The sequence below is a fragment of the Brachyspira sp. G79 genome (genome assembly GCF_002379365.1).
Lineage (GTDB): Bacteria > Spirochaetota > Brachyspiria > Brachyspirales > Brachyspiraceae > Brachyspira.
This window is the reverse complement of the sequence record NZ_JQIU01000008.1, coordinates 2,005,795-2,026,917: the sequence shown is the minus strand read 5'-3', so window position 1 is coordinate 2,026,917 and position 21,123 is coordinate 2,005,795. Positions and strand designations below refer to the sequence as shown.

Annotated in this window: 20 protein-coding genes; 12 read left to right on the top strand and 8 right to left on the bottom strand. The window is 28.4% G+C overall.

Annotation, left to right across the window (positions count from 1 at the left end; all coding sequences use genetic code 11):
* The 3 genes from KQ44_RS10340 to KQ44_RS10330 form a co-directional block, all read right to left on the bottom strand.
* A partial coding sequence (locus KQ44_RS10340) for a DUF262 domain-containing protein (RefSeq protein ID WP_096737329.1) occupies nucleotides 1–2,037 on the bottom strand: 2,037 nt, incomplete at its 3' end.
* A 75-nt stretch (nucleotides 2,038–2,112) separates the two neighbouring features.
* Nucleotides 2,113–3,054: a TIGR01212 family radical SAM protein gene (locus tag KQ44_RS10335; RefSeq protein WP_096737328.1), complete on the bottom strand. Its 942-nt coding sequence runs from the start codon at nucleotides 3,052–3,054 to the stop codon at nucleotides 2,113–2,115.
* Nucleotides 3,055–3,401: 347 nt separating this feature from the next.
* The gene (locus KQ44_RS10330; RefSeq protein ID WP_096737327.1) at nucleotides 3,402–4,082 is read right to left on the bottom strand and encodes an ankyrin repeat domain-containing protein; all 681 of its coding nucleotides are present in this window, start codon (nucleotides 4,080–4,082) and stop codon (nucleotides 3,402–3,404) included.
* Between the two features lie 454 nt (nucleotides 4,083–4,536).
* Here KQ44_RS10330 and hisF point away from each other — a divergent pair, with 454 nt between their 5' ends.
* Nucleotides 4,537–5,292 (top strand): imidazole glycerol phosphate synthase subunit HisF, encoded by a 756-nt coding sequence (gene hisF, locus KQ44_RS10325; protein WP_096737326.1) that lies wholly within the window; start codon nucleotides 4,537–4,539, stop codon nucleotides 5,290–5,292.
* 402 nt (nucleotides 5,293–5,694) lie between these two features.
* Here the strand turns inward: hisF and hpt are convergent, their stop codons facing one another.
* From hpt to KQ44_RS10305, 4 genes are all read right to left on the bottom strand, one after another.
* Nucleotides 5,695–6,225 carry a hypoxanthine phosphoribosyltransferase gene (gene hpt, locus KQ44_RS10320; RefSeq protein ID WP_096737325.1) on the bottom strand — a complete coding sequence of 177 codons (531 nt, stop codon included), beginning with the start codon at nucleotides 6,223–6,225 and terminating at the stop codon, nucleotides 5,695–5,697.
* Nucleotides 6,226–6,458: 233 nt separating this feature from the next.
* The gene (locus KQ44_RS10315; RefSeq protein WP_096737324.1) at nucleotides 6,459–7,478 is read right to left on the bottom strand and encodes an electron transfer flavoprotein subunit alpha/FixB family protein; all 1,020 of its coding nucleotides are present in this window, start codon (nucleotides 7,476–7,478) and stop codon (nucleotides 6,459–6,461) included.
* A gap of 32 nt (nucleotides 7,479–7,510) precedes the next feature.
* A complete protein-coding gene (locus tag KQ44_RS10310; protein ID WP_096737323.1) occupies nucleotides 7,511–8,296 on the bottom strand; it encodes an electron transfer flavoprotein subunit beta/FixA family protein in 786 nt (261 codons plus the stop codon).
* Nucleotides 8,297–8,332: 36 nt separating this feature from the next.
* Nucleotides 8,333–9,478 (bottom strand): acyl-CoA dehydrogenase, encoded by a 1,146-nt coding sequence (locus KQ44_RS10305; protein ID WP_096737322.1) that lies wholly within the window; start codon nucleotides 9,476–9,478, stop codon nucleotides 8,333–8,335.
* Nucleotides 9,479–10,095: 617 nt separating this feature from the next.
* On the opposite strand from KQ44_RS10305, the gene KQ44_RS10300 reads away from it, so the two are divergent.
* From KQ44_RS10300 to KQ44_RS10270, 7 genes are all read left to right on the top strand, one after another.
* The gene (locus KQ44_RS10300; RefSeq protein ID WP_096737321.1) at nucleotides 10,096–10,710 is read left to right on the top strand and encodes a V-type ATP synthase subunit E; all 615 of its coding nucleotides are present in this window, start codon (nucleotides 10,096–10,098) and stop codon (nucleotides 10,708–10,710) included.
* Between the two features lie 11 nt (nucleotides 10,711–10,721).
* Nucleotides 10,722–11,561: a DUF2764 family protein gene (locus tag KQ44_RS10295; RefSeq protein WP_096737320.1), complete on the top strand. Its 840-nt coding sequence runs from the start codon at nucleotides 10,722–10,724 to the stop codon at nucleotides 11,559–11,561.
* 13 nt (nucleotides 11,562–11,574) lie between these two features.
* Complete coding sequence (locus tag KQ44_RS10290; protein ID WP_096737319.1) at nucleotides 11,575–13,338, top strand: V-type ATP synthase subunit A; 1,764 nt, start codon at nucleotides 11,575–11,577, stop codon at nucleotides 13,336–13,338.
* Nucleotides 13,331–14,653 (top strand): V-type ATP synthase subunit B, encoded by a 1,323-nt coding sequence (locus tag KQ44_RS10285; RefSeq protein WP_013114055.1) that lies wholly within the window; start codon nucleotides 13,331–13,333, stop codon nucleotides 14,651–14,653. The genes KQ44_RS10290 and KQ44_RS10285 overlap by 8 nt, the downstream gene beginning before the upstream one ends.
* Nucleotides 14,654–14,674: 21 nt before the next feature.
* Nucleotides 14,675–15,274, top strand: coding sequence for a V-type ATP synthase subunit D (locus KQ44_RS10280; protein WP_008721418.1), 600 nt, complete (start codon nucleotides 14,675–14,677; stop codon nucleotides 15,272–15,274).
* Complete coding sequence (locus tag KQ44_RS10275) at nucleotides 15,271–17,139, top strand: V-type ATPase 116kDa subunit family protein (protein ID WP_096737318.1); 1,869 nt, start codon at nucleotides 15,271–15,273, stop codon at nucleotides 17,137–17,139. The genes KQ44_RS10280 and KQ44_RS10275 overlap by 4 nt, the downstream gene beginning before the upstream one ends.
* 77 nt (nucleotides 17,140–17,216) lie before the next feature.
* A complete protein-coding gene (locus tag KQ44_RS10270; protein WP_008721414.1) occupies nucleotides 17,217–17,684 on the top strand; it encodes a V-type ATP synthase subunit K in 468 nt (155 codons plus the stop codon).
* Between the two features lie 1,191 nt (nucleotides 17,685–18,875).
* Here the strand turns inward: KQ44_RS10270 and KQ44_RS10265 are convergent.
* Nucleotides 18,876–19,250 carry a hypothetical protein gene (locus KQ44_RS10265; RefSeq protein WP_240516593.1) on the bottom strand — a complete coding sequence of 125 codons (375 nt, stop codon included), beginning with the start codon at nucleotides 19,248–19,250 and terminating at the stop codon, nucleotides 18,876–18,878.
* A 196-nt stretch (nucleotides 19,251–19,446) separates the two neighbouring features.
* On the opposite strand from KQ44_RS10265, the gene KQ44_RS15435 reads away from it, so the two are divergent.
* From KQ44_RS15435 to KQ44_RS10255, 4 genes are all read left to right on the top strand, one after another.
* Nucleotides 19,447–19,701, top strand: coding sequence for a DUF1349 domain-containing protein (locus KQ44_RS15435; RefSeq protein WP_276307040.1), 255 nt, complete (start codon nucleotides 19,447–19,449; stop codon nucleotides 19,699–19,701).
* Nucleotides 19,626–19,823 carry a DUF1349 domain-containing protein gene (locus tag KQ44_RS15605; RefSeq protein WP_346426137.1) on the top strand — a complete coding sequence of 66 codons (198 nt, stop codon included), beginning with the start codon at nucleotides 19,626–19,628 and terminating at the stop codon, nucleotides 19,821–19,823. The genes KQ44_RS15435 and KQ44_RS15605 overlap by 76 nt, the downstream gene beginning before the upstream one ends.
* Before the next feature lie 5 nt (nucleotides 19,824–19,828).
* Entirely contained in the window at nucleotides 19,829–20,041 is a 213-nt protein-coding gene (locus KQ44_RS15425) for a DUF1349 domain-containing protein (protein WP_276307039.1), read from the top strand.
* 120 nt (nucleotides 20,042–20,161) lie between these two features.
* On the top strand, nucleotides 20,162–20,884 hold the full coding sequence (locus KQ44_RS10255) for a hypothetical protein (RefSeq protein ID WP_096737317.1): 723 nt from the start codon (nucleotides 20,162–20,164) through the stop codon (nucleotides 20,882–20,884).
* Nucleotides 20,885–21,123 lie beyond the last annotated feature (239 nt).

The window sequence follows — 21,123 nt, the reverse complement described above, 5'->3', positions numbered from 1 at the left end:
TTCCATACCAAATTTTTCTATTAAATATTTAATTAAATAAAATTTTCTTTCACTGCTGTAATTATTTTCTGCAAAATATATATCGTCTATATCTATAGGATATTCTGTTCTAAGTTCATCTTTATTTTTTGTAATTTGAATTAAACTTTGCATTTCTTCTGTAAAAAATGCTTCTTTATCCTGATTATAATAATATCTTAATACAAAAGAAAACAATTTTGAAACATCTACTATCTTATCAATTTTCTCCCCATTAAATATTATATAATCTAATTTTTTACCTGTTGGATCTCCAGCTTCAAATATACTTGTTTCCTCATTATTAGCAGTATTATTATTAATTTGATTAATAATAATATTAGGATATTTCCATGTATTTATAAACCTTTCAATTAAAATATTAAAACGTTCTTCCATTCTTTTAGTATTCCATTCATCTATAGTTTTTAAATATTCATTAATCCAAAGATGACTATATTTATATCCCTGTTCTTTATTATCTACATTCATATTTTTCTTATCCAAAAAAGTTTTATTTGAAAGTTCTTTATTATTTGCTGATATTGTTAAATTAGCTATTGAATGAACTTTACTTTGCATCATTTTATATTCTTCATCTGTTAAATTATCTTTCCATTCTTTTACAGGATTTTGAGGAAATATATGTTCTATTTCAAAATCAGTTTTTGAAAAATCAACAACTGTTTTACCAAGTCCCATTTCCAATTTATTAAATAGATACATTTTTCTTTTTGTATTCATAGCATTATATATATCTTTTTCTTTTAATTTATTAATTACTTCATCATTATTTGGAAATCTTTGTACATTTTTTAATTTACATAAATATTCTTCTAATGAATTATAATAATTATTTTTATCTATTTTACTATATAATGACATAAATATTTTATTCATAGCATTACTAAATACATCACATATAAATCGTCTAAATACAAAAGATTCTATTAAATCAATAATTTTCAAAAAGGTTTTATTGTCTATAACTTTATCATTATAATCTTTATAAATTTTTAAAAAGAACGGATATGATACATTTACTTCTATAGTTTTTATATTTTCAAGTTTTATTGATATATCTTTATCAATTTCATTTTTAGGATTTAATAGTTTATTATAATAATTTGAGTATTCTTTTAAACTATTTAAATAATTTTCTATCTCTGATAGATTACTTATAGAATATTTTTCTTTGAACTCTTCATATATTCTATTTTTATTTGGTATTTTATTATATTCAGCTGTCATAAAATCTCTAATAAAATCTGATACCATATCCTTATTAAGACTTTCATCTCTTGCATTTTTTTCTATATATTCCCAATAATTTCCATAAATATATTGTTGTTCTTTTGAATTTAATTTCATTAAAATATAGTTTCTTATTAAATCACCTTGAGATAATGCTAAACCTGTAGAGTTTAAACTTTCAAATATACGCTGCGGATCATCTTCTTTTCTATCCAAAGACATATCGACAAATATTAATTTTTCTAACCCATCTAAAATACTTTCATAATTAAAACTATTTATTTCTTTTTCAAAAAAATTATAATTATCTATTATGTTAGATTTTTCTTTAAAGTTAGCACCTAAAAAAATAGATTTTAATGCTTTGTTATTATTTTCTGTAGGTTTTAATTTTATTTTTTCCTCTTCAGTATTTGCATATTTATTTATCAGATAATGCTCATAAATTCTATCTCTTAATCTGATATCTTCTAAATCTTTTGCTAATTTATATAATCTCAAATAAATTAATATTATTGTAGTTAATCTTTGCTGACCATCTACTATAATTAATTCTTGTATACCTGTTTTAGGAGCATGATCATCTACATATACTATACTTCCTATAAAATGTTCTCTATTTAATCTGCCTGCATCTCTTATATCATTTAATAAAACTTTGCATTCTTTTATAGTCCAATCATAATTTCTTTGATATACAGGTATAATAAATTGTATATCATTTTTTTTAATTAAATCATTTAATTTAGCTTCACTAGCTTTCATTTATTAACTCCTAAAACTTCATATATACATTATACTATATTTATATAAAAATTAAACCAAATATAATTCTAATAATTACAAAATAAAACTGCTACCCTGATAAAGATTTTTTAGCTTCATATTTTTATTTATAAGGTTTATTATCTCGCCTTTGGATTTTTTCCATTTAGGTGCTATCAAACTATCTCCCAAACTGTCGCCCATTAATCTCGCTATTATAATATTTTCTCTAGTTAAAGAAATTGCTTCGCACATCAAATCTATATAAAAACCTTCATCTAAAACTGGAAAATTATATTCTTTGTACATATTCTCAAAATAAGAACCTTTTACTATATCAAGCTGATGAAACTTTACTGCGTCTATTTCAAGAGAAGAAATATCTCTTACAGTTTGAAGCATATCCTCTCTTCTTTCAAGCTCTATATTTTTTTCATCTATAAACTTTTTAGGAAGACCGAATATTACATGAGTACATATTATAAGATTAGGATAATTTTTCTTTATATGTTTTACAGTATCTGCAAATGATTTATAATTATGACCTCTATTTATAAAAATAGAAGTTTCATCATTAGAAGACTGAAGCCCCATCTCAAGCCAAATCTCTTTATTAAAATAAGAAGATAAATCATTAAGCTCTTTTAAAACATTATCTTCAAGCATATCGCTCCTTGCCCCAAACATAAGCCCCACGCAGTCATCAAAATGTATTAACTTATTAGCATAAAGTAAAGATTCTTTTGAGGCAAGCGGAGATAATGGAGTACCTAGCTGAAAATAAGCATAAAACTTCTGATATCTTCTTTTATAGTTTTCTACTCCGTTTATCCATTGCTTATTGATATTTTCTTCTATTATATAAGGCGGTTTATAGCTATTTAAATTACAGAATCGGCATCCTCCGTCATTAGCTTTATGAGCACAGCCGAAATCTGTATCTATAGAAATCTTACCTACCTTAACTCCAAATTTATTTTTTACATAGTCTGAAAATGAATAGTATGTTTTTTGCATATAATATTTCTTTATAAATATTTTTTATTAATATATACTAAAAATTTTTAAGTTTGTCAACAGCGAGATTTATACTCGTATTTTTATTTTAAAACTATTTTCATTCCCACCCTTTAAATTTTTTTTAATACTATCTGTTATTTATGTATGATTTTTATTTTTGAACTTTTACTGTTATTTTTGGCTGCCCACCCAAGTGCAGTTTAAATTTGTAATGCTATTAAACGCACGTTCAATGAAATTCCTATATAAAATAAAATTAGAATACTAAATTTATTGATATAAAAAATGCGTTCTACGTGCGTATATTAAATTCAAATTATATTATTTATTGATTTTTTTATTTTTTAATTATTAAATGATATAATCATTTTATATATTCTATCTGTCTCTTCACTTTTTTCATTACTATTTAAATAATCAAAAGCATTGTCGCTGTTATTATCTTTTTTATTAATATCAGCATTATGTTTTAAAAGCTCTGTTATGATATCTTCTTTAAGCATTAAGCATGCGTACATTAATGCTGTAGTGCCGTTATTATTGTAGGCGTTTACATCAGCATTGTTATTTATAAGAATTTTTGCTATTTCAGAATTATTATAATTGCATGAATAAATTAATGGAGTATAGCCTTCATCATTTTTTGTGTTTACATCAGCTCCATAATTTATTAAAAGCTTTACAATATCTTCTCTTTTATAAAATAATGATATAAGCAAAGCATCAAAGCCTTGTTTATTTTTAATATTAAAGCAAGCATTATTTTTTAATAACAACTCTGCTATTTGGTAATGCCCGTAAAATGAAGCAAACATCAAAGCTGTCCAATTCTCTGAAGTTTTTAAATTGATATTGGCATTGTTTTTTATTAGAACTTCTGCTGAATCATATTTATTAAAAATACAAGCAAGCATTAAGGCACTAAACCCTTCATTATCAAGTTTATTTATATCGATATTTTGTTTAATGCATTCTATAAGTTTATTAATATCGCCGTTTTTACTTGCTTCAAAAAAATCTTTCATAGATGTTTTAATCTGTATTAAATATTTATATTTTAAGCTAAAACAATATAATCAAATATATTGTAAAATATATCTTTATATATAAAAATCTATTAAACATGCGTTTAAGAATATTGTAAATTTAAAAAGCACTTGGGTGGGCAGCCATAATAACAGTTAAAGTAAATAGAGAAAAATAATAAAAAAATACCAGTATAACGTTAAAAAATTTAGAGGGTAGGTGGAGAGTAAATTTTTAAACTTTATTTTAATACCCACCCTTTAGATTTAAAGGTTTTGTTTTTTATATGGTATAATTAAAACTAGTAAGCCTGTACTTCAAAAAATGCCCCCAAAGCGTGATTTAAATTAAAATAATAGTAAATAAATAAAGTAATAAAATACAATATCTATACTTTACGAAAAGATAATTTTATTATATAATTTTTTAATATATTAAATTAGGTTTTTTAGTATGATAACAAAAAGAATTATACCATGCTTAGATGTAAGAGATGGCAGAGTTGTAAAGGGTACGAATTTTGAAGGCTTAAAAGATGTTGATGATCCAGTAGAGCTTGCCAAATATTATAATAATTCATTAGCAGATGAGCTTGTATTTTATGATATAACAGCTTCTTATGAGGACAGAAGTTTATTTGTAAATGTACTAGAAAATGTTGCTAAAGAAATATTTATACCTCTTACTGTAGGAGGCGGTATAAACAGTATAAAAGATTTTGATATAGTTTTAAAATCAGGTGCTGATAAAGTAAGTGTAAATTCAGGTGCAATAAAAAATCCTCATCTTATAAAAGAAGCTGCAGAGAAATACGGCAATCAATGTGTTGTGCTTTCAATAGATATAAAAAGAGTTAATGGTAAATACTCTGTATTTGCTAAAGGCGGAAGAGAAGATACAGGAATTGATGCTATTAAATGGGCTATTGATGGAGAGAAAAATGGTGCTGGAGAACTTGTTATAAATAGTATAGATACTGACGGAGTAAAAAATGGTTTTGATATAGAACTATTAAAAGAAATAGCTGATAATGTATCCATACCTTTAATAGCTTCAGGCGGTGCTGGAAATATGGAGCATTTCAAAGATGTATTTGCTGTAAAAGGAGTTGATGCTGGTCTTGCTGCTTCTATATTCCATTATAAAGAAATAGATATAAAAGATTTAAAAGAATATCTTAATAGAAATAATATCAATGTAAGGCTTTAATTTTTATTAAATAAAGTTTCTGATTCAAAAATAATTATATTAAGATTTGGAAATTTCATCACCCAGTAGATTTATTTCAATTTTTTTCTAGCTACTGTACTGTCAATAAAACAAAAATATATAGAATTAATTTACAATTAAATTTATATGATTTTTAATAATTTAGTTTTTGAAATTTATTTAGCCCCGCCCTTTAAGATTTGATAGCTTATTTTTTTATTATGACTTTATAAAGATTTGAAAACTTAGATTATAATTTTCAGCACCCGCCCAAGCTTTTTGTAAAGTTTGAATTTTATTTTACGCACGTATAACTTTGTATTTTTATATAGCGAGATTAGAATGTTAAATCTATTTTTTATAAAAAGTTTGTTCTGCGTGCGTAGGATTTTATTATTTATATTATTCAACTACTCCAATGTATGGAAGATTTCTGTATTTCTGAGCATAGTCTATTCCGTAGCCTACAACGAACTCATCTTCTATATCAAAACCGTTATAGTCTATTTTTATATCAACTTTTCTTCTTGAAGGCTTGTTTAGAAGTGTGCATACTTTTAGAGATGCTGGATTTCTAGTTTTTAATACTTCGCATATTTTTTCTAAAGTGCATCCTGTGTCAATAATGTCTTCTACTATTATTACATCTCTTCCAGTAAGAGGCACATCGACATCTTTGAGTATTTTAATTTCAGAACCTATTTTATTATTTCCGTAGCTTGATACTATCATAAAATCAATTTCTACAGGGACATCAATATATCTTGTAAGGTCAGCAATAAACATAAATGATCCTTTAAGAAGTCCTATAATGCATGGTATGTTTTCTTTATTTTTAAGATCATTAGAAATTTCTTCTGCTAATTCTTTGACTTTATTATTTATTTGTTCTTCTGAGATAAGTATCTTTGATATATGCTCGTGTTTGTTCATAAATTATTCCTTAATTGTTATTTAAATTTTTATCGGATATTTGTTTATATATTATCGTATAGAAATAATGATTTAATTAGATGGTAAGACAAGAAATTGATTATGAAAATAGATATGCAGCTTTTAATAATATTTAACTTAAATAAATTATGAAAAAATAATAGAGCAGGTAGTAAAACTTTATTTTCAGCACCTGCTCTTGGTTATTAAAAAAATGTTTCTAAATAATTTTATTACTTAGCTTTTTTAGCTTCTATTGCTTTTGATAATTCCTCAGCTAATAGAGGTAGTACTTTGTTTACATCGCCTACTATACCTAAATCGGCAATGCCAAACATAGGAGCGTCTTTATCTTTATTTATAGCAATAATGTATTCTGATTCTTCCATACCAGCCATATGCTGAATAGCTCCAGATATACCGCAAGCGAAATATATATTTGGTCTTACAGTTTTACCAGTTTGTCCTACTTGTCTTGATTGTTCTATAAATCCTGCATCTACCGCTGCTCTTGAAGCTGAAACTTCAGCACCTATTTTTGAAGCTACAGCTTCTAAGTTTTTGAAGTTTTCTTTAGATCCTACGCCTCTTCCTCCAGATACTAATATTTTAGCTTCAGTAATGTCAACCTTTTTAGAAGTTTCTTTTACTATATCTAGGATTTTTACTTTCATTTTAGAAGTATCTATATTTACAGGGAATATTTCTATTTCTCCTTTTCTTCCTTCTTCTTTAGGCAGTTTCTGCATAACCCCAGGTCTAACAGTAGCCATTTGAGGTCTATGGTCTGGACATACAATTGTAGCCATTAAGTTTCCGCCAAATGCAGGTCTAGTCATTCCGAATACATTTGTAGTTTCATCTATATCTAGTTTTGTACAGTCAGCAGTAAGTCCAGTATTCATTCTTGAAGATACTCTAGGAGCTAAATCTCTTCCTAAAGTAGTTGCACCTAATAGTACGATTTCAGGTTTTTTGGCATCTATTACTGCTTTGAATGCCTGAGCGTATGCTTCAGTATCATATTGTTTTAAATGTTCATTATCTACTACTAATACGATATCAGCACCATATTCTATTAAAGTTTGAGCTAAATTTTGTATATTATGTCCCATTAAAACAGCTGTTACAGGTGTTTTTAATTGAGCTGCAAGTTTTTTTGCCTCTCCAATTAATTCTAAACCTACATTTTGAAGTACACCGTCTCTTTGTTCAGCAAATACTAATATTCCTTTATAATCACTTAAATTCATTATTCATCTCCTTTCTTTAAGGTTATTTGTTATTAGATAACAAATTTTTCTTTTAATTTTTCAATTATGATATTAACAGCTTCTTTAGTATCAACTTCAAATACTTTACCAGCTTGTTTAGCTCCTTTAGTAAATGCTTTTTTTACTTTAGTAGGAGAACCAGTAAGACCTATTAATGAAGGGTCTATTTTAATAGTTTCTGATGTCCATATTTCAACTTCTTTATCATATGCTTCTACTATTCCTTTAACTCTCATATATCTAGGGCTGTTAGCTTCTGATAATACTGTTACTAGAGCAGGTAATTGAACATTTAGCAAATAGTATCCGTCTTCTATTACTCTTTTTACGGTTAATGATTTATCAGCTTCGTTATACTGTATTTCTTTAGCATAAGAGATTTGAGGTATTTGTAAGTGTTCAGCTGTTTGCGGACCAACTTGAGCAGTATCACCGTCTATAGCTTGTCTTCCAGAAATTATAAGATCATATTCCAAAGTTTTTAAAGCTGCGGCTAATGTATTAGAAGTAGCTAAAGTATCAGCACCACCGAATTTTCTATCAGTTATAAGAATAGCTCTGTCAGCTCCCATAGCAAAAGCCTCTCTTAATATAGCTTCAGCCTGAGGCGGTCCCATTGTTATTACTGTAACATGAGCACCATATTTATCTTTTAATTTTAAAGCTTCTTCTAATCCGCTTTTATCATCAGGGTTCATTATACTAGGAACACCATCTCTTATTAATGTACCTTTAACAGGGTCAAGTCTAATTTCAGTTGTATCTGGCACCTGTTTTACACAAACTACTATTTTCATTTCTATTCCTCCATAAATGTTTATTTACTAATAATATTATTTTAAAAGGCTTCCTGCGATTACCATTCTTTGAACTTCTGAAGTACCTTCATAGATTTCTGTAATCTTAGCATCTCTCATCATTCTTTCAACAGGATATTCTCTAGTATATCCGTATCCGCCATGAAGCTGAACAGCTTTTGTTGTAACTTCCATTGCAGTTTCTGAAGCAAATAATTTAGCTCTTGCTGCATCTACAGAATAAGGAAGATGATTACTTTCTCTCCAAGCTGCTTTATAAACTAAAAGTCTTGAAGCTTCTACTTTTACTTCTAGGTTAGCTAATTGGAATTGAGTGTTTTGGAAATTAGCTATAGTTCTTCCGAATTGTTTTCTTTCTTTTACATAAGCTACAGTTTCATCAAGAGCACCTTGAGCAATACCTAAAGCCTGAGAAGCAATACCTATTCTTCCTCCGTCAAGAGTCATCATAGCAATTTTAAATCCTTTACCTAATTCGCCTAGTAAGTTGTCTTTTGGTATTCTTGCATTTTCAAATATTAATTCGCAAGTAGCAGAACCTCTTATACCCAATTTTTTCTCTTTTTTACCTATAGAAAATCCAGGAGCAGTTGATTCTACAATGAAAGCAGAAATACCTTTTAATCCTTTTGATTTATCAGTCATAGCAAATATAACATATACATTAGCATATCCTGCATTTGTTATGAATATTTTAGAACCATTAAGAACCCATTCCTGAGCAGCTTCATCAAATACAGCAGTAGTCTGCTGCCCAGCAGCATCAGTACCAGCATTTGGCTCAGTAAGACCGAATGCCCCTATCCATTCTCCGCTAGCTAGTTTAGGAATATATTTTTGTTTTTGAGCGTCAGTACCGAATTGTAATATAGGCCAAGTTCCAAGAGAAGTATGAGCAGAAAGTATAACGCCAGTAGTAGCACAAACTCTTGATAATTCTTCAACAGCCATAGCATACATTAGATTGTCTCCGCCAGCTCCGCCGTATTCTTTAGGGATAGGTATACCCATAAGTCCTATTTCAGCCATTTTTTTTACAGTTTCAACAGGGAATCTTTCTTCCTCGTCAACTTCTGCAGCTAAAGGTTTTACCTCTTTTTCAGCAAATTCCCTAATCATTTGTCTGAAAAGTTCATGTGTTTTAGACAAATTAAATTCCATTATCTAATCCTCCTAATGTTTTTCAAAAGCAAATTTTTGAATTTATTAACTTTTTATGTTAAAATATAATATATTTTTTATTAAAAATCAAATGATAATGATTAATATAGTATATTATAATATGATAAAAAATAACTTTTTATTTAATATTAAAACTAAAAATATATAGAAGAAAAAAATATTGTGTTTAAGTATTACTTAATTTTTTTATGTATAATATATATTATAATTTAAATTAATAATTATCTGAAAAGTTATGATTCAATTATACTTTTTAATAAAGTAAATTTTTTATGATATATTTTTATTACTGTATTGTTTTTAATAAATAATAATAATATTATTATTTATGGAAGTTTTTTATCAGTATTTATTTTTATCTTTTTATAGTTTTTTTATAATTTCTTTTTATTTTATTATATTATATAAATCACTTAAAAGTTTTTCATTTATTAAAAATCGTTAGAGTACGATAAAATTTAATACTATATAATAGATATTTTTTTTATTTTGCTTGATTTTTTTAAAAATACTGGTAAACTATAAAGATAGTGTCTTTTTGGAGAAAATTTTAAAATTTCTATAAATCAATTTATAAAAAACGTTAAGGAGTTATTATGGCTGAAGAGAAAAAATTAGACTCCCTTCTTGAACGCATATATCAAGATGGTGTTGAAAAATCCAACAAAAAAGCTGATGAAATAATCTCAAATGCTAAAAGCGAAGCTGACAGAATAATAAAAGAAGCAGAAGCTAAATCCGAAGAAATCGTTAAAGAAGCCGAAAGAAAGTCAGAAGAGCTAAAGAAAAATACAATAACAGATGTACGTATGGCAGGCGAGCAGTCAATTAGTGCTTTAAAACAAAGAGTAAAAGAATTGGTAACAGCTAAAGTACTTGAAGAAGGCTTGAAAGGAGCTTTTGCAGATACTAGCTTTTTAAAAGACTTAATTCTTGAAGTGGTAAAAAAATGGGATATATCTTCCAGTAATTCAGATGTAACAGTGTATTTCCCAGAATCAAAAAAAGCTGATATAGATTCAGCATTTGAAAAATCTATAAAAGCAGCTATAAAAAATGCTGATATCAACTTTGATAAAAAATTATCTAATGGTTTTAAAATTGTACCTGAAGGCGGCAATTATCAGCTTCAGTTTACAGATGAGGATTTTGTAGAGTTTTTCAGTGATTATATAAAAGCAAAAACGGAAGAAGTAATTTTTAGTAAATAAGAGGGGTGAGTATGGGATCATATTATTATCTTATCTCAGGTCTTCCCGAAGTGAAACTTTCTGATGCTAAGGCTAAGTATGATATTAATGAAATTACTCAAAGCATATTATCTAGTTTAAGTGCCAAAGATGCTAAATCTTTTAGTTATCTTATATATCAAAATGATAATAAAAATCTAGTAAATGTTATAGCCAAACAAAAGGGTTTATTTAGTCCTTATATAGAGCATATAGAACCTTCAATATTCAGTAAAGAAGATATTCAGAAATATAGTACAATTTCTAATTTACCGTCATATATGAATAAATTTTTAGAAGATAATAAAAATGTTGAATGGGAAAATGTAAGACATATAGAAAATGCTTTACTCGGTTTGTATTATGAAGAGATGATAAAAAGCGGAAATTCATTTATAAAAAATTATGCTTCATTTATGCGTGATTTGAAAAATATATTGGCAGCTTTAAATGGAAGGGCTTTAGGTTTTTCAAGTGAAGAAATATCAAAAGAGTTAATAGGCGACTATTCATTAATATCCGCTTTAACTAAATCTACCGCTTCAGATTTTGGAGTAGGTAAGGAGATGCCTTATATAAACAGTATTATTGACACATTCAATTCTTCAGATAAAGCAGACCCATATAACATGGAAAATATTGAATGTTCTTTAGTAAAAGAGTTTTTGGATAGAGCTACATCTATAAAATCTTTTACCACAGATAATGTTTTTGCTTACTATATAAATCTTACTTATGCTGTTAGTATAAACGGAAGGAATGAAGAGGAAGGTAAAAAGCATTTGGAGACGCTAATTAGTTCTTTAAAATCAAAAGCGTCTGTGTATAATTAATTAGGAGATAGAAATGACTAAAGGTAATGTAACTGCTATTATATCAAACCTAATTTCAATAGAGGTAGACGGTCCTGTTTCACAAAACGAGATATGTTATGTATCTTGCGGTAATGCGAAACTTATGGCTGAGGTAATTAAAATATCTGGTACTAGTGCTAGTGCTCAGGTATTTGAATCTACTAGGGGTGTAAAATTAGGTGATGCCGTAGAGTTTACTGGTTCAATGTTGGAAATTGAATTAGGACCTGGACTTCTAGGTAAAAACTTTGACGGACTTCAAAATGACCTTGATAAATTACAAGGTGTATTCTTGGAAAGAGGTAAATATAACAATCTTTCTGAAGACAAAGAATCAACTTATGACTTTACTCCAATAGCTAAAGCTGGAGATGAAGTAGCTGCAGGCGACTGGATAGGTGCTGTAAAAGAAGGCTGGATTGACCATAAAATAATGGTTCCTTTCAAGTTTGAAGGAAAAGGTGTTGTTGAAAGTGTAGTTTCAGCTGGTACTTATCATTTACAAGACACATTAGCTGTTATCAAAACTTCTAACGGCGAAAAAGTTAATGTAACTATGATACAAACTTGGCCTGTAAAACTTACTATTAAAGCATATAAAGAAAAACCAAGACCATTTAAATTGTTGGAAACTGGTGTTAGAACTATAGATACATTCAACCCTATAACTGAAGGCGGTACTGGATTTATTCCTGGACCATTTGGAGCAGGTAAAACAGTATTACAGCACGCTTTGGCTACTAACGCAAATGCTGACTTGATTATAATGACAGCATGCGGTGAAAGGGCTAATGAGGTAGTAGAAATATTTACTGAGTTCCCAGAACTTATAGACCCAAGAACTGGAAGAAGTTTGATGGAAAGAACTACTATCATCTGTAACACTTCAAACATGCCAGTAGCTGCCCGTGAAGCTTCAGTTTATGTAGGTATGACTATTGCTGAATATTACAGATCAATGGGACTTAAAGTTCTTCTTCTTGCTGACTCTACTTCTCGTTGGGCTCAGGCTTTAAGAGAGATGTCTAACCGTCTTGAGGAATTACCTGGTCCAGACGCGTTCCCTATTGACTTGCCTGCTATTATTTCTAGTTTCTATGCCAGAGCAGGTTTCGTATACTTAAATAACGGAGAAACAGGTTCTATTACATTCATAGGTACAGTATCTCCTGCAGGTGGTAACTTAAAAGAGCCAGTAACAGAATCTACTCGTAAAGCAGCTAGATGTTTCTACGCTTTATCACAAAAACGTGCCGATAGTAAAAGATATCCTGCTGTTGACCCATTAGATTCTTATTCTAAATATATTGAATATCCAGAGTTCATAGAGTTCTCTGATACTAATATAGAAAAAGGCTGGTCAGAAAAAGTTATTAAAGCTAAAGATATTGCCAGAAGAGGACAGGAAGCTAATGACCAAATAAGCATTCTTGGTGATGACGCAGTACCTCTTGAATACCATCAGCGTTTATGGAAAGCTGAGCTTATAGACTTCGTTATCTTACAGCAGGACGCTTTCGATAAAGTAGATAAAAACTGTCCTATAGAAAGACAAAAAGAATTATTAAATCAAGTTATGAAAGTTGTAGAAGCTGATTACAGATTTGATGATTACAGCGAAGTAGGTACTTATTTCAAAAGACTTATCAACGCATTCAAACAGATGAACTATTCTGTATATCAGTCTGATGATCATAAAAAATACACAGCTGAGATGGAATCAATATTTGCTGAAAGGAGTATAACACATGCCTAAAGCATTTCAAAAAGTATATACAAAATTAGTACAGATTACTAAAGCAACTGTATCTTTAAGAGCAGAAAATGTCGGTAACGATGAAATGGCTCTTGTAGCAGGAAGACCTGCTCAGGTTGTAAAAATGATTGGAGATATTGTTACACTTCAGGTTTTCCAAGGTACTGAAGGTATACCTACTAACGCTGAAGTAGTATTCTTAGGCAGACCTCCTAGACTTAAAGTAAGCGAACTTCTTGCTGGAAGATTCTTTAATGCTTACGGCGAGCCTATTGACGGCGGTGCTGAAGTTGAAGGTAAAGAGGTAGAAATCGGAGGTCCTTCTGTAAACCCTGTTAGAAGAAAACAGCCTTCTGAACTTATTGCTACTGGTATTGCTGGTATTGACCTTAATAATACTCTTGTTACTGGACAGAAAATACCGTTCTTCGCAGACCCAGACCAGCCTTACAACGCAGTTCTTGCTCAGGTAGCATTGAGAGCTGAAGCTGATAAAATCATACTTGGCGGTATGGGACTTTCTAACGATGACTATTTATCATTTAAAAATACATTTACTGAAGCTGGTGCTTTGGATAAAATTATATGTTTCATCAATACTACTGATGACCCTCCAGTAGAAAGACTTTTGATTCCAGATATGGCTTGTACAGCTGCTGAATATTTCGCAGTTGAGAAAAAAGAGAAAGTGCTTGTTCTTCTTACAGACATGACTCTTTATGCCGATGCTTTGGCTATAGTATCCAACAAAATGGATCAAATTCCTTCTAAAGACTCTATGCCTGGTTCACTATATTCTGACCTTGCTAAAATATACGAAAAAGCAGCTCAGTTCCCAGATGGCGGTTCTATCACTATTATTGCTGTTACTACTCTTAACGAAGGTGATATTACTCACGCTGTACCAGACAACACTGGTTACATCACTGAAGGTCAGCTTTATTTAAGACGTGACTCTGATATAGGTAAAACAATCATCGACCCATTCAGAAGTCTTTCACGTTTGAAACAGTTGGTTATAGGTAAGAAAACTAGAGAAGATCACCCTGCTGTAATGAACACTTTGGTTCGTCTTTATTCAGATGCTGCTAATGCTAAAATGAAAAAAGAAAACGGTTTCGACTTGACAGAATATGATGAAAGATGTTTGAAATATGCTGCTGAATATTCTGAAAGATTACTTGCTATAGATATTAACATAAAAATTGATGAGATGTTGGAAACAGGCTGGGAATTGATGGGTAAATATTTCAGTAAAGCAGAAGTGGGTGTAAAAGAATCATTGGTAGAAAAATACGGCAAATGGTCAAACTAATTTAAAAAAGTAGGTAAAAATATGGCATTAAAGTTTCAATACAATAAAACGGCTCTTCAAAACCTAAGACGCCAGCTTACTATTCGTGAGAAAGCTCTTCCTACTTTGAAAAGTAAAGAGGCAGCTTTACGTCTTGAGGTGAGAAAGATTACCGCTGAGATTGAATTACTTAAAGAAGAATATCAAAAATTAGTTAAAGAAAATCAAAACTACAATGGATTTTGGACTGATTTCCCAGAAATAGTAAAAATCAAAAAAATCAATTCAGAATTAAAAAACATTGCAGGTGTTAAAGTTTCTATACTATCTGATATAGACTTCGCTATTGAAAATGTCAGCCTTTTTAATATGCCTTCTTGGATTAGACTTGCTATCAGCATGTTTGAACGCCTTATGACTATTCAGGTAAAAATTGAAATGACTGAGGCTAGACTTAATGCTTTGGCTTATGCTAGGAAAAAAACTACTCAGAAAGTTAACCTTTATGAGAAAGTTCAAATCCCAGAATATAAAACTGCTATAATCAAGATTAAAAGGTATATGGAAGACGAAGACAATTTAAGTAAGTCTTCTCAAAAAATAGTTAAAGAAAGAAACAGAGCTAAGGAGGCGTCTTTATGATTAGAAAAATGAAGAAACTCTCTCTCTTTGTCTTTCATGAGGATAAGGAAAAAACTTTAAATGATTTAGCATCTCTTGGGCTTGTGCATATAGAAATTGCAAACGGTGTTTCTAGCGAAAATATAGATAATATCGCTGCTAAAAAACATGATGCTTCAAGAGCTAAAGCTATCATTAATAATGCTTTGGCTGATGCTAAAAAAGCTAAAAAAGATGTTTCTAATGTTAAAGCTGAAAATACTTCTAAAAAAGCATCAGAAGTAATAGAAAATGTTATCAATACTTCTCAGGATTCTGATAAATTAAAAACAGAAAGAGATACACTTAAAAAAGAATTATCTGTTATAGCTCCTTTCGGTAATTTTAGCTTTGACAAATTGAATGACTTAAAAGAAAAAACTGGATATAATACTTTATTCTATAGTGCTAATGCTAAAGAATATAATGATTATAACTTCTCAGAGCTTAAAGATATATTTACTTGCACTATCAAAGAAGAGGGCGGAAAAGTTTATTTTGTTGCTTTCAAAAAAGAAGGTACTGAAGAAACTCTTCCTTTTGATATTATCAATATGCCTTCTAAATCTTATAATGATATAAATGCAAGAATAGCCGAACTTGATGAGAAAATCGAAAATAATGAAACAGAGATTATAAAAAATCAAGTATATATAGAAGCTATTAATAAAGAAATAGATACTCTTAATATATCTAATCACTTTGAAGAGGCTAAAGAAAGTTTTGTTGCTAGCGAAGGTACTGAAGGCAAAATACTTTATGTAGAGGCTTATGTACCTAAAGATAAAGAAAGTGAAGTAAAATCTTTATTAGATGCTAAAAATATAGCTTATATATTGGAAGACCCTAGTAAAGATGATAAAGTACCTGTTGAACTTAAAAACAATAAATATTCAGGTGCTTATGAGCTTATTACTAAATTATTCCAATTGCCGAATTATTTCGAGATAGATTTAACTCCTATGATAGCTGTTTTCTATCCGTTATTCTTTGCTTATTGTTTCGGCGATTCTGGTTATGGTGTAGTATTAACTATAGTTGCTTTGATAGGCTTATTCACTGTATTAAAGGGAAGTTTAAGAGGTGTAGGTATACTTGCTCTAACATTGGGTATATGTACTACTATTATGGGTATCATTAATGGAGGAAGTGTATTTGGTGTAAGTATACCTGCAAATACTCAGATACCTTTATTTGCTGCTTTAAGTAAATATTTGATTATTACTGATACTAAAGAAAATTGGTTCTTAACTCCGTTTAATACTGCATTGCTTATAGGCGTACTTCATATATGTTTCGCTTTGGTTGTTGGTGTTGTAGACAGAATCAAAACCAGCTCTATAGGTGATATACTTGGTGCTATTGGTAAACTTCTATTTATACCAGGACTTGTTTTATGGTTCTTGGGCGATATGCAGAAAATGGAAGTTATTAAACAATTTAGCACTATATATTATGCTTTAATAGCTGTTGGTTTGGTATTCTTAGTAATACTTTCTAATGTTGGTAAAAAACCAGATGTGTTAAACTCTATACTTGGTGTGTACTTTGCTGCTACTGGTATAATGGGTGATACACTTTCATACATACGTTTGTTTGCTTTAGGTGCTTCTGGTTCTATATTAGCATTGGTAATAAACCAAATAGGTATGAGTTTCAAAGCTATACCTGGTGTTGGTGTGGTAATAATGGTAATATTCCTTGTAGTAGGTCATATTGCTATATTCTTACTAAACATACTTGGTGCTTTGGTACACCCTTTGAGATTAACATTTGTTGAGTTCTACAATAATGTTGGTTTTGAAGGCGGCGGTAAAGAGTATAAGCCTCTTAAAAAAGCGGCTTAATTTAGTTTTAAGTTTTTTATAAATAAAAAATTAATATAAAAATTATATTTCATTAATCTAAAAAAGGAGATTTTATTATGGGTTTTACAATGAACACAGCACTTTTATTAGGATATTTAGGTGCAGGCTTAATGGTAGGTATGTCTGGTATTGGTAGTGCGGTTGGTACTTCTATTTCTGCTATGACTACAGTTGGTGCTTTAAAGAAAAATAAAGATGCTTTCGGTAGCTGTCTTGTTTTAAGTGCTTTGCCTGGTACACAAGGTCTTTATGGTTTTGCTGCTTTCTTCATTATGCAGCCTTATTTGACAGCTGATATAAGCATATTCCAAGGTGCTGCTATATTAGGTGCTGGTATTGCTGTTGGTTTAGCTTGTATGGTTTCTGCTATATTCCAAGGTAAAGTTTGTGCTAACGGTGTTGAAGCTATAGGTAATGGTTATGATGTATTTGGTAACACTATCATCGTTGCTGTATTCCCAGAACTTTACGCTATCGTTTCTTTCGCTACTGCATTCTTAATCAGCGGTGTTTTAGGTGCTTAATTAAGTAATTAATAAAAGTGAATAAATAGAAATCCGTAGGAGTAATAATTACTCTTACGGATTTTTTTATTTTGCCTGTTTTGTCTGATTTTTTATGTATGTATTATATAATATTTTAACTATATTTTTAATATTTTATTGTGAGTATTAATAAATGAAAGAAATTTATTTTGAGTATAATCCTTTTACTTCAGAATTTAAATTAGAAAAAGATGGCGTTAAATTTAATACTGAATCCAAAATATATAGTTATAATAGAGATAATAAGAGGCTTCAATTATAGATTCACAAATTTATACCTGAGCTTTATGCAGTAATTAATGAAGACTTTATTTTAAATTTTAAAGGAACTTCTTTTGATTATGATGATATCTCATTAGAAATATATGAATTTAATAAAAAACATAAAACTAATATCAAATCTTCATCGAAGGAAGTTAAGTCAATATATAAAAGATTAAAATAATTGGTAACACTATTTAATTCTATAAAAGAACAATCTCCTATAGACGAATTAAAAGATGAAAATATATTTTCCAGATTTTATTCAGATATTAATAAGTAATTTGAAATAGCAGTTAAATCTACTTTAATAAATTCATTATTGAGTAAAGAACTTATGCCATCAAAAAGCAGTCATATACTGCTAAAATAATTAGAATTAAAGATGTTGATAACACTGATAATGTTAAAGTATTATGCAGAGATGAGAATGAAAATATAATAGACGGTGAAGAATACAGATCATATAATGCTGATATAGATATAATTAGAAATACAGGGAAAAGACAGATTTATTTTTGTAGTTAATAAAATAGATGAACTTGAAATAGAAAACGGTGATTCTGTTGATAAAGCCTATCATAAAATTATTACATATTTAGATAATTTTGATATAGTAAATATAAATATATATTTTGTATATGCAAGAATGGCTATGATCATTAAATTAACAATTAAAAAGAAAATTTAAGAAATATACAAAATAAATGAAATGCTTTTGAAAAAGAAGATAAAAATACCTAAATATATGAATTTACAGCTGAGACTCTTATTATTAAAAAATCCCAGCTATAAAGTTAAAACAATTAATATTATGAAGTAAATATTTTAAGATATATAAAACACAATACTTAAAAACTAAATAATATTATTCAATTTCTTTTTTAAATAAATCTATTATTTTTTCTGTTATATATAGTAATTTTTTTCATCTTTAGGAAATACAAATTTTCTGTATAATGTATCTTCATCTTCAGATTTAGAAAAGCCATACATACATTCATTTTCTGAAAGTATTCTTTCCAAATCATTAGAGCCTTTGCTTGAATGAAGTATTAAAGAAGTAGAATCTATTTTATCGCAGTATATATCAATAGCATATGATATATTATCATTTTTTATTTCTTTATAGAAACATTCATTTTCATAATTATTTCCGCCGAAAGTTTTAATAAGATTATTAATCCTAATGGAGGATAGATTATGACATATATCAACAACTTTTAGATATTCTTCATAGTTATTTAATATATTATTATACATATCTTTATATGAGTTTTCCATACTGTTAAATACCGCCTTTGCCGATTTCTTATATGAAAAGCCGATTATCTAATAACAAAACTAATCCGTATGTATTATATAAATTTATGCATATTTAGTCAATAGAAAAATAAAAAATATTTGATTTATTATTAATTATTGAATTGCATAAAAATAAGATATATAATCATTTTATACTTTATTTATGATATAAGTCATGTATAAAGAATTTTTAAAAGAGAAGTTATTTTGGATTAGAGAACCGAAGAATATATTGATTATTGGTGATAAAAAAATAGAAATATACACAGAGCCTAATACTGACTTATGGCAGATAACATATTATGGCTTTAGAAATGACAATGCACCAATACTTCAAACAAAAACTAAAGATAAATATTTTTCTTTTACAGTAAAACTGTATTTGAAAGCAAACGCCGTTTTGACCAATGCGGAGCTACTATTTACATAGACAGTGAAAATTGGTTTAAGGCTTCAATAGAATATGAGAATAAAGATTATCAGCGTTTGGGAAGTGTTGTTACAAATAACGGATATCTAACTGGGCTACTCAGGATATATCCGCTTCTATAAAAGAGATGTACTACAGATTAAGCAGAAGAGAAAGCGATTTTTTAATAGAATACAGCGAAGACGGAGAAAATTTTAAACAGATGAGAATATTTCATCTATTTAAAGGAGATGATAAAATAAGTTTTGGAATATATGCATGCAGCCCAGAAGATTCATCTTTTAAGGCAGTATTCACAAATATGTATATAACAGAGTGCCAATGGCATGAGCATAAATAAAATGTTTTAAATTTTAGTTTTATAATATACTTAATTATATATAAAGAATAACTTGCTTTATGTTGAAAAATATGTTAAATAGTTTAGAATATTTATGGTTTACATATAGGAGTTTTAATAATGAAAAAGCTATATAAATATGTAATGTTTATTACATTTATATTATCTATATTATTTTTTACCTCTTGCAATATGAATGATAGCGGAGCTAAAAAAATGGCTGATACTAATACTGCATCCATTAATAGTAATTTTAATACAAATACTTCTATTAGTAATAATATGTTAATAAATAATAATTTACTTACTAATAATTATCAAGAATATTATATAGAAGATGTATTTTATTTAAATCCTTCTTTATCTTTTGCTTCTAACACCAATTTATCTAATACTAATTTTATGCAAAATACAAATGAAATAAAAATTCCAAATTTAGATATTCAAACATTTATCAATTATAAAATAATTTCTGAAAATGAAAAAGAATCAGACAGTACAACAGTTAGGGTTGGAGATTCTTTATATCTCTATATAGATATAATAGCTAAAAATTTTGATGATGAAAACAAAAATATAAATATTGCTTCTATAATAAATATTCCAAGTTCTTCTTCATATAATGTGTCATTTTTAGAAGGACATTTGTATAACGAAGAAACTTTACCATATAAAATTATAGCAAGAACTTCAAATGTAGAAGAAGTTATTACTAATAAGTATACAATAAAAATAGATATTATTGAAAAGTCTGATATTCCAATATATATAGAATTTGATAAATATTATTCATCGTATAATTTTAAAAAAATTATAGAGGTTCAAGAAAAATTCCTAAATTAGATATAACAACTTCATTTATTTATAAAGAACATGATGGTGATAAATTATCTAATGTAGAAAAAGGCAGTGGTGAAAGTTCATTATATGTTTATATAAAAATTATTGCTGAAAATAAAGATGTAAATGATAGCAACTTCTATATACCTGTTACAATATCTGTACCAAAAAGCGACATATATAAAACAGAATTCGTAGAAGGTACATTATCAAATATAATAGATAATTCTAGCTGTGAAGCA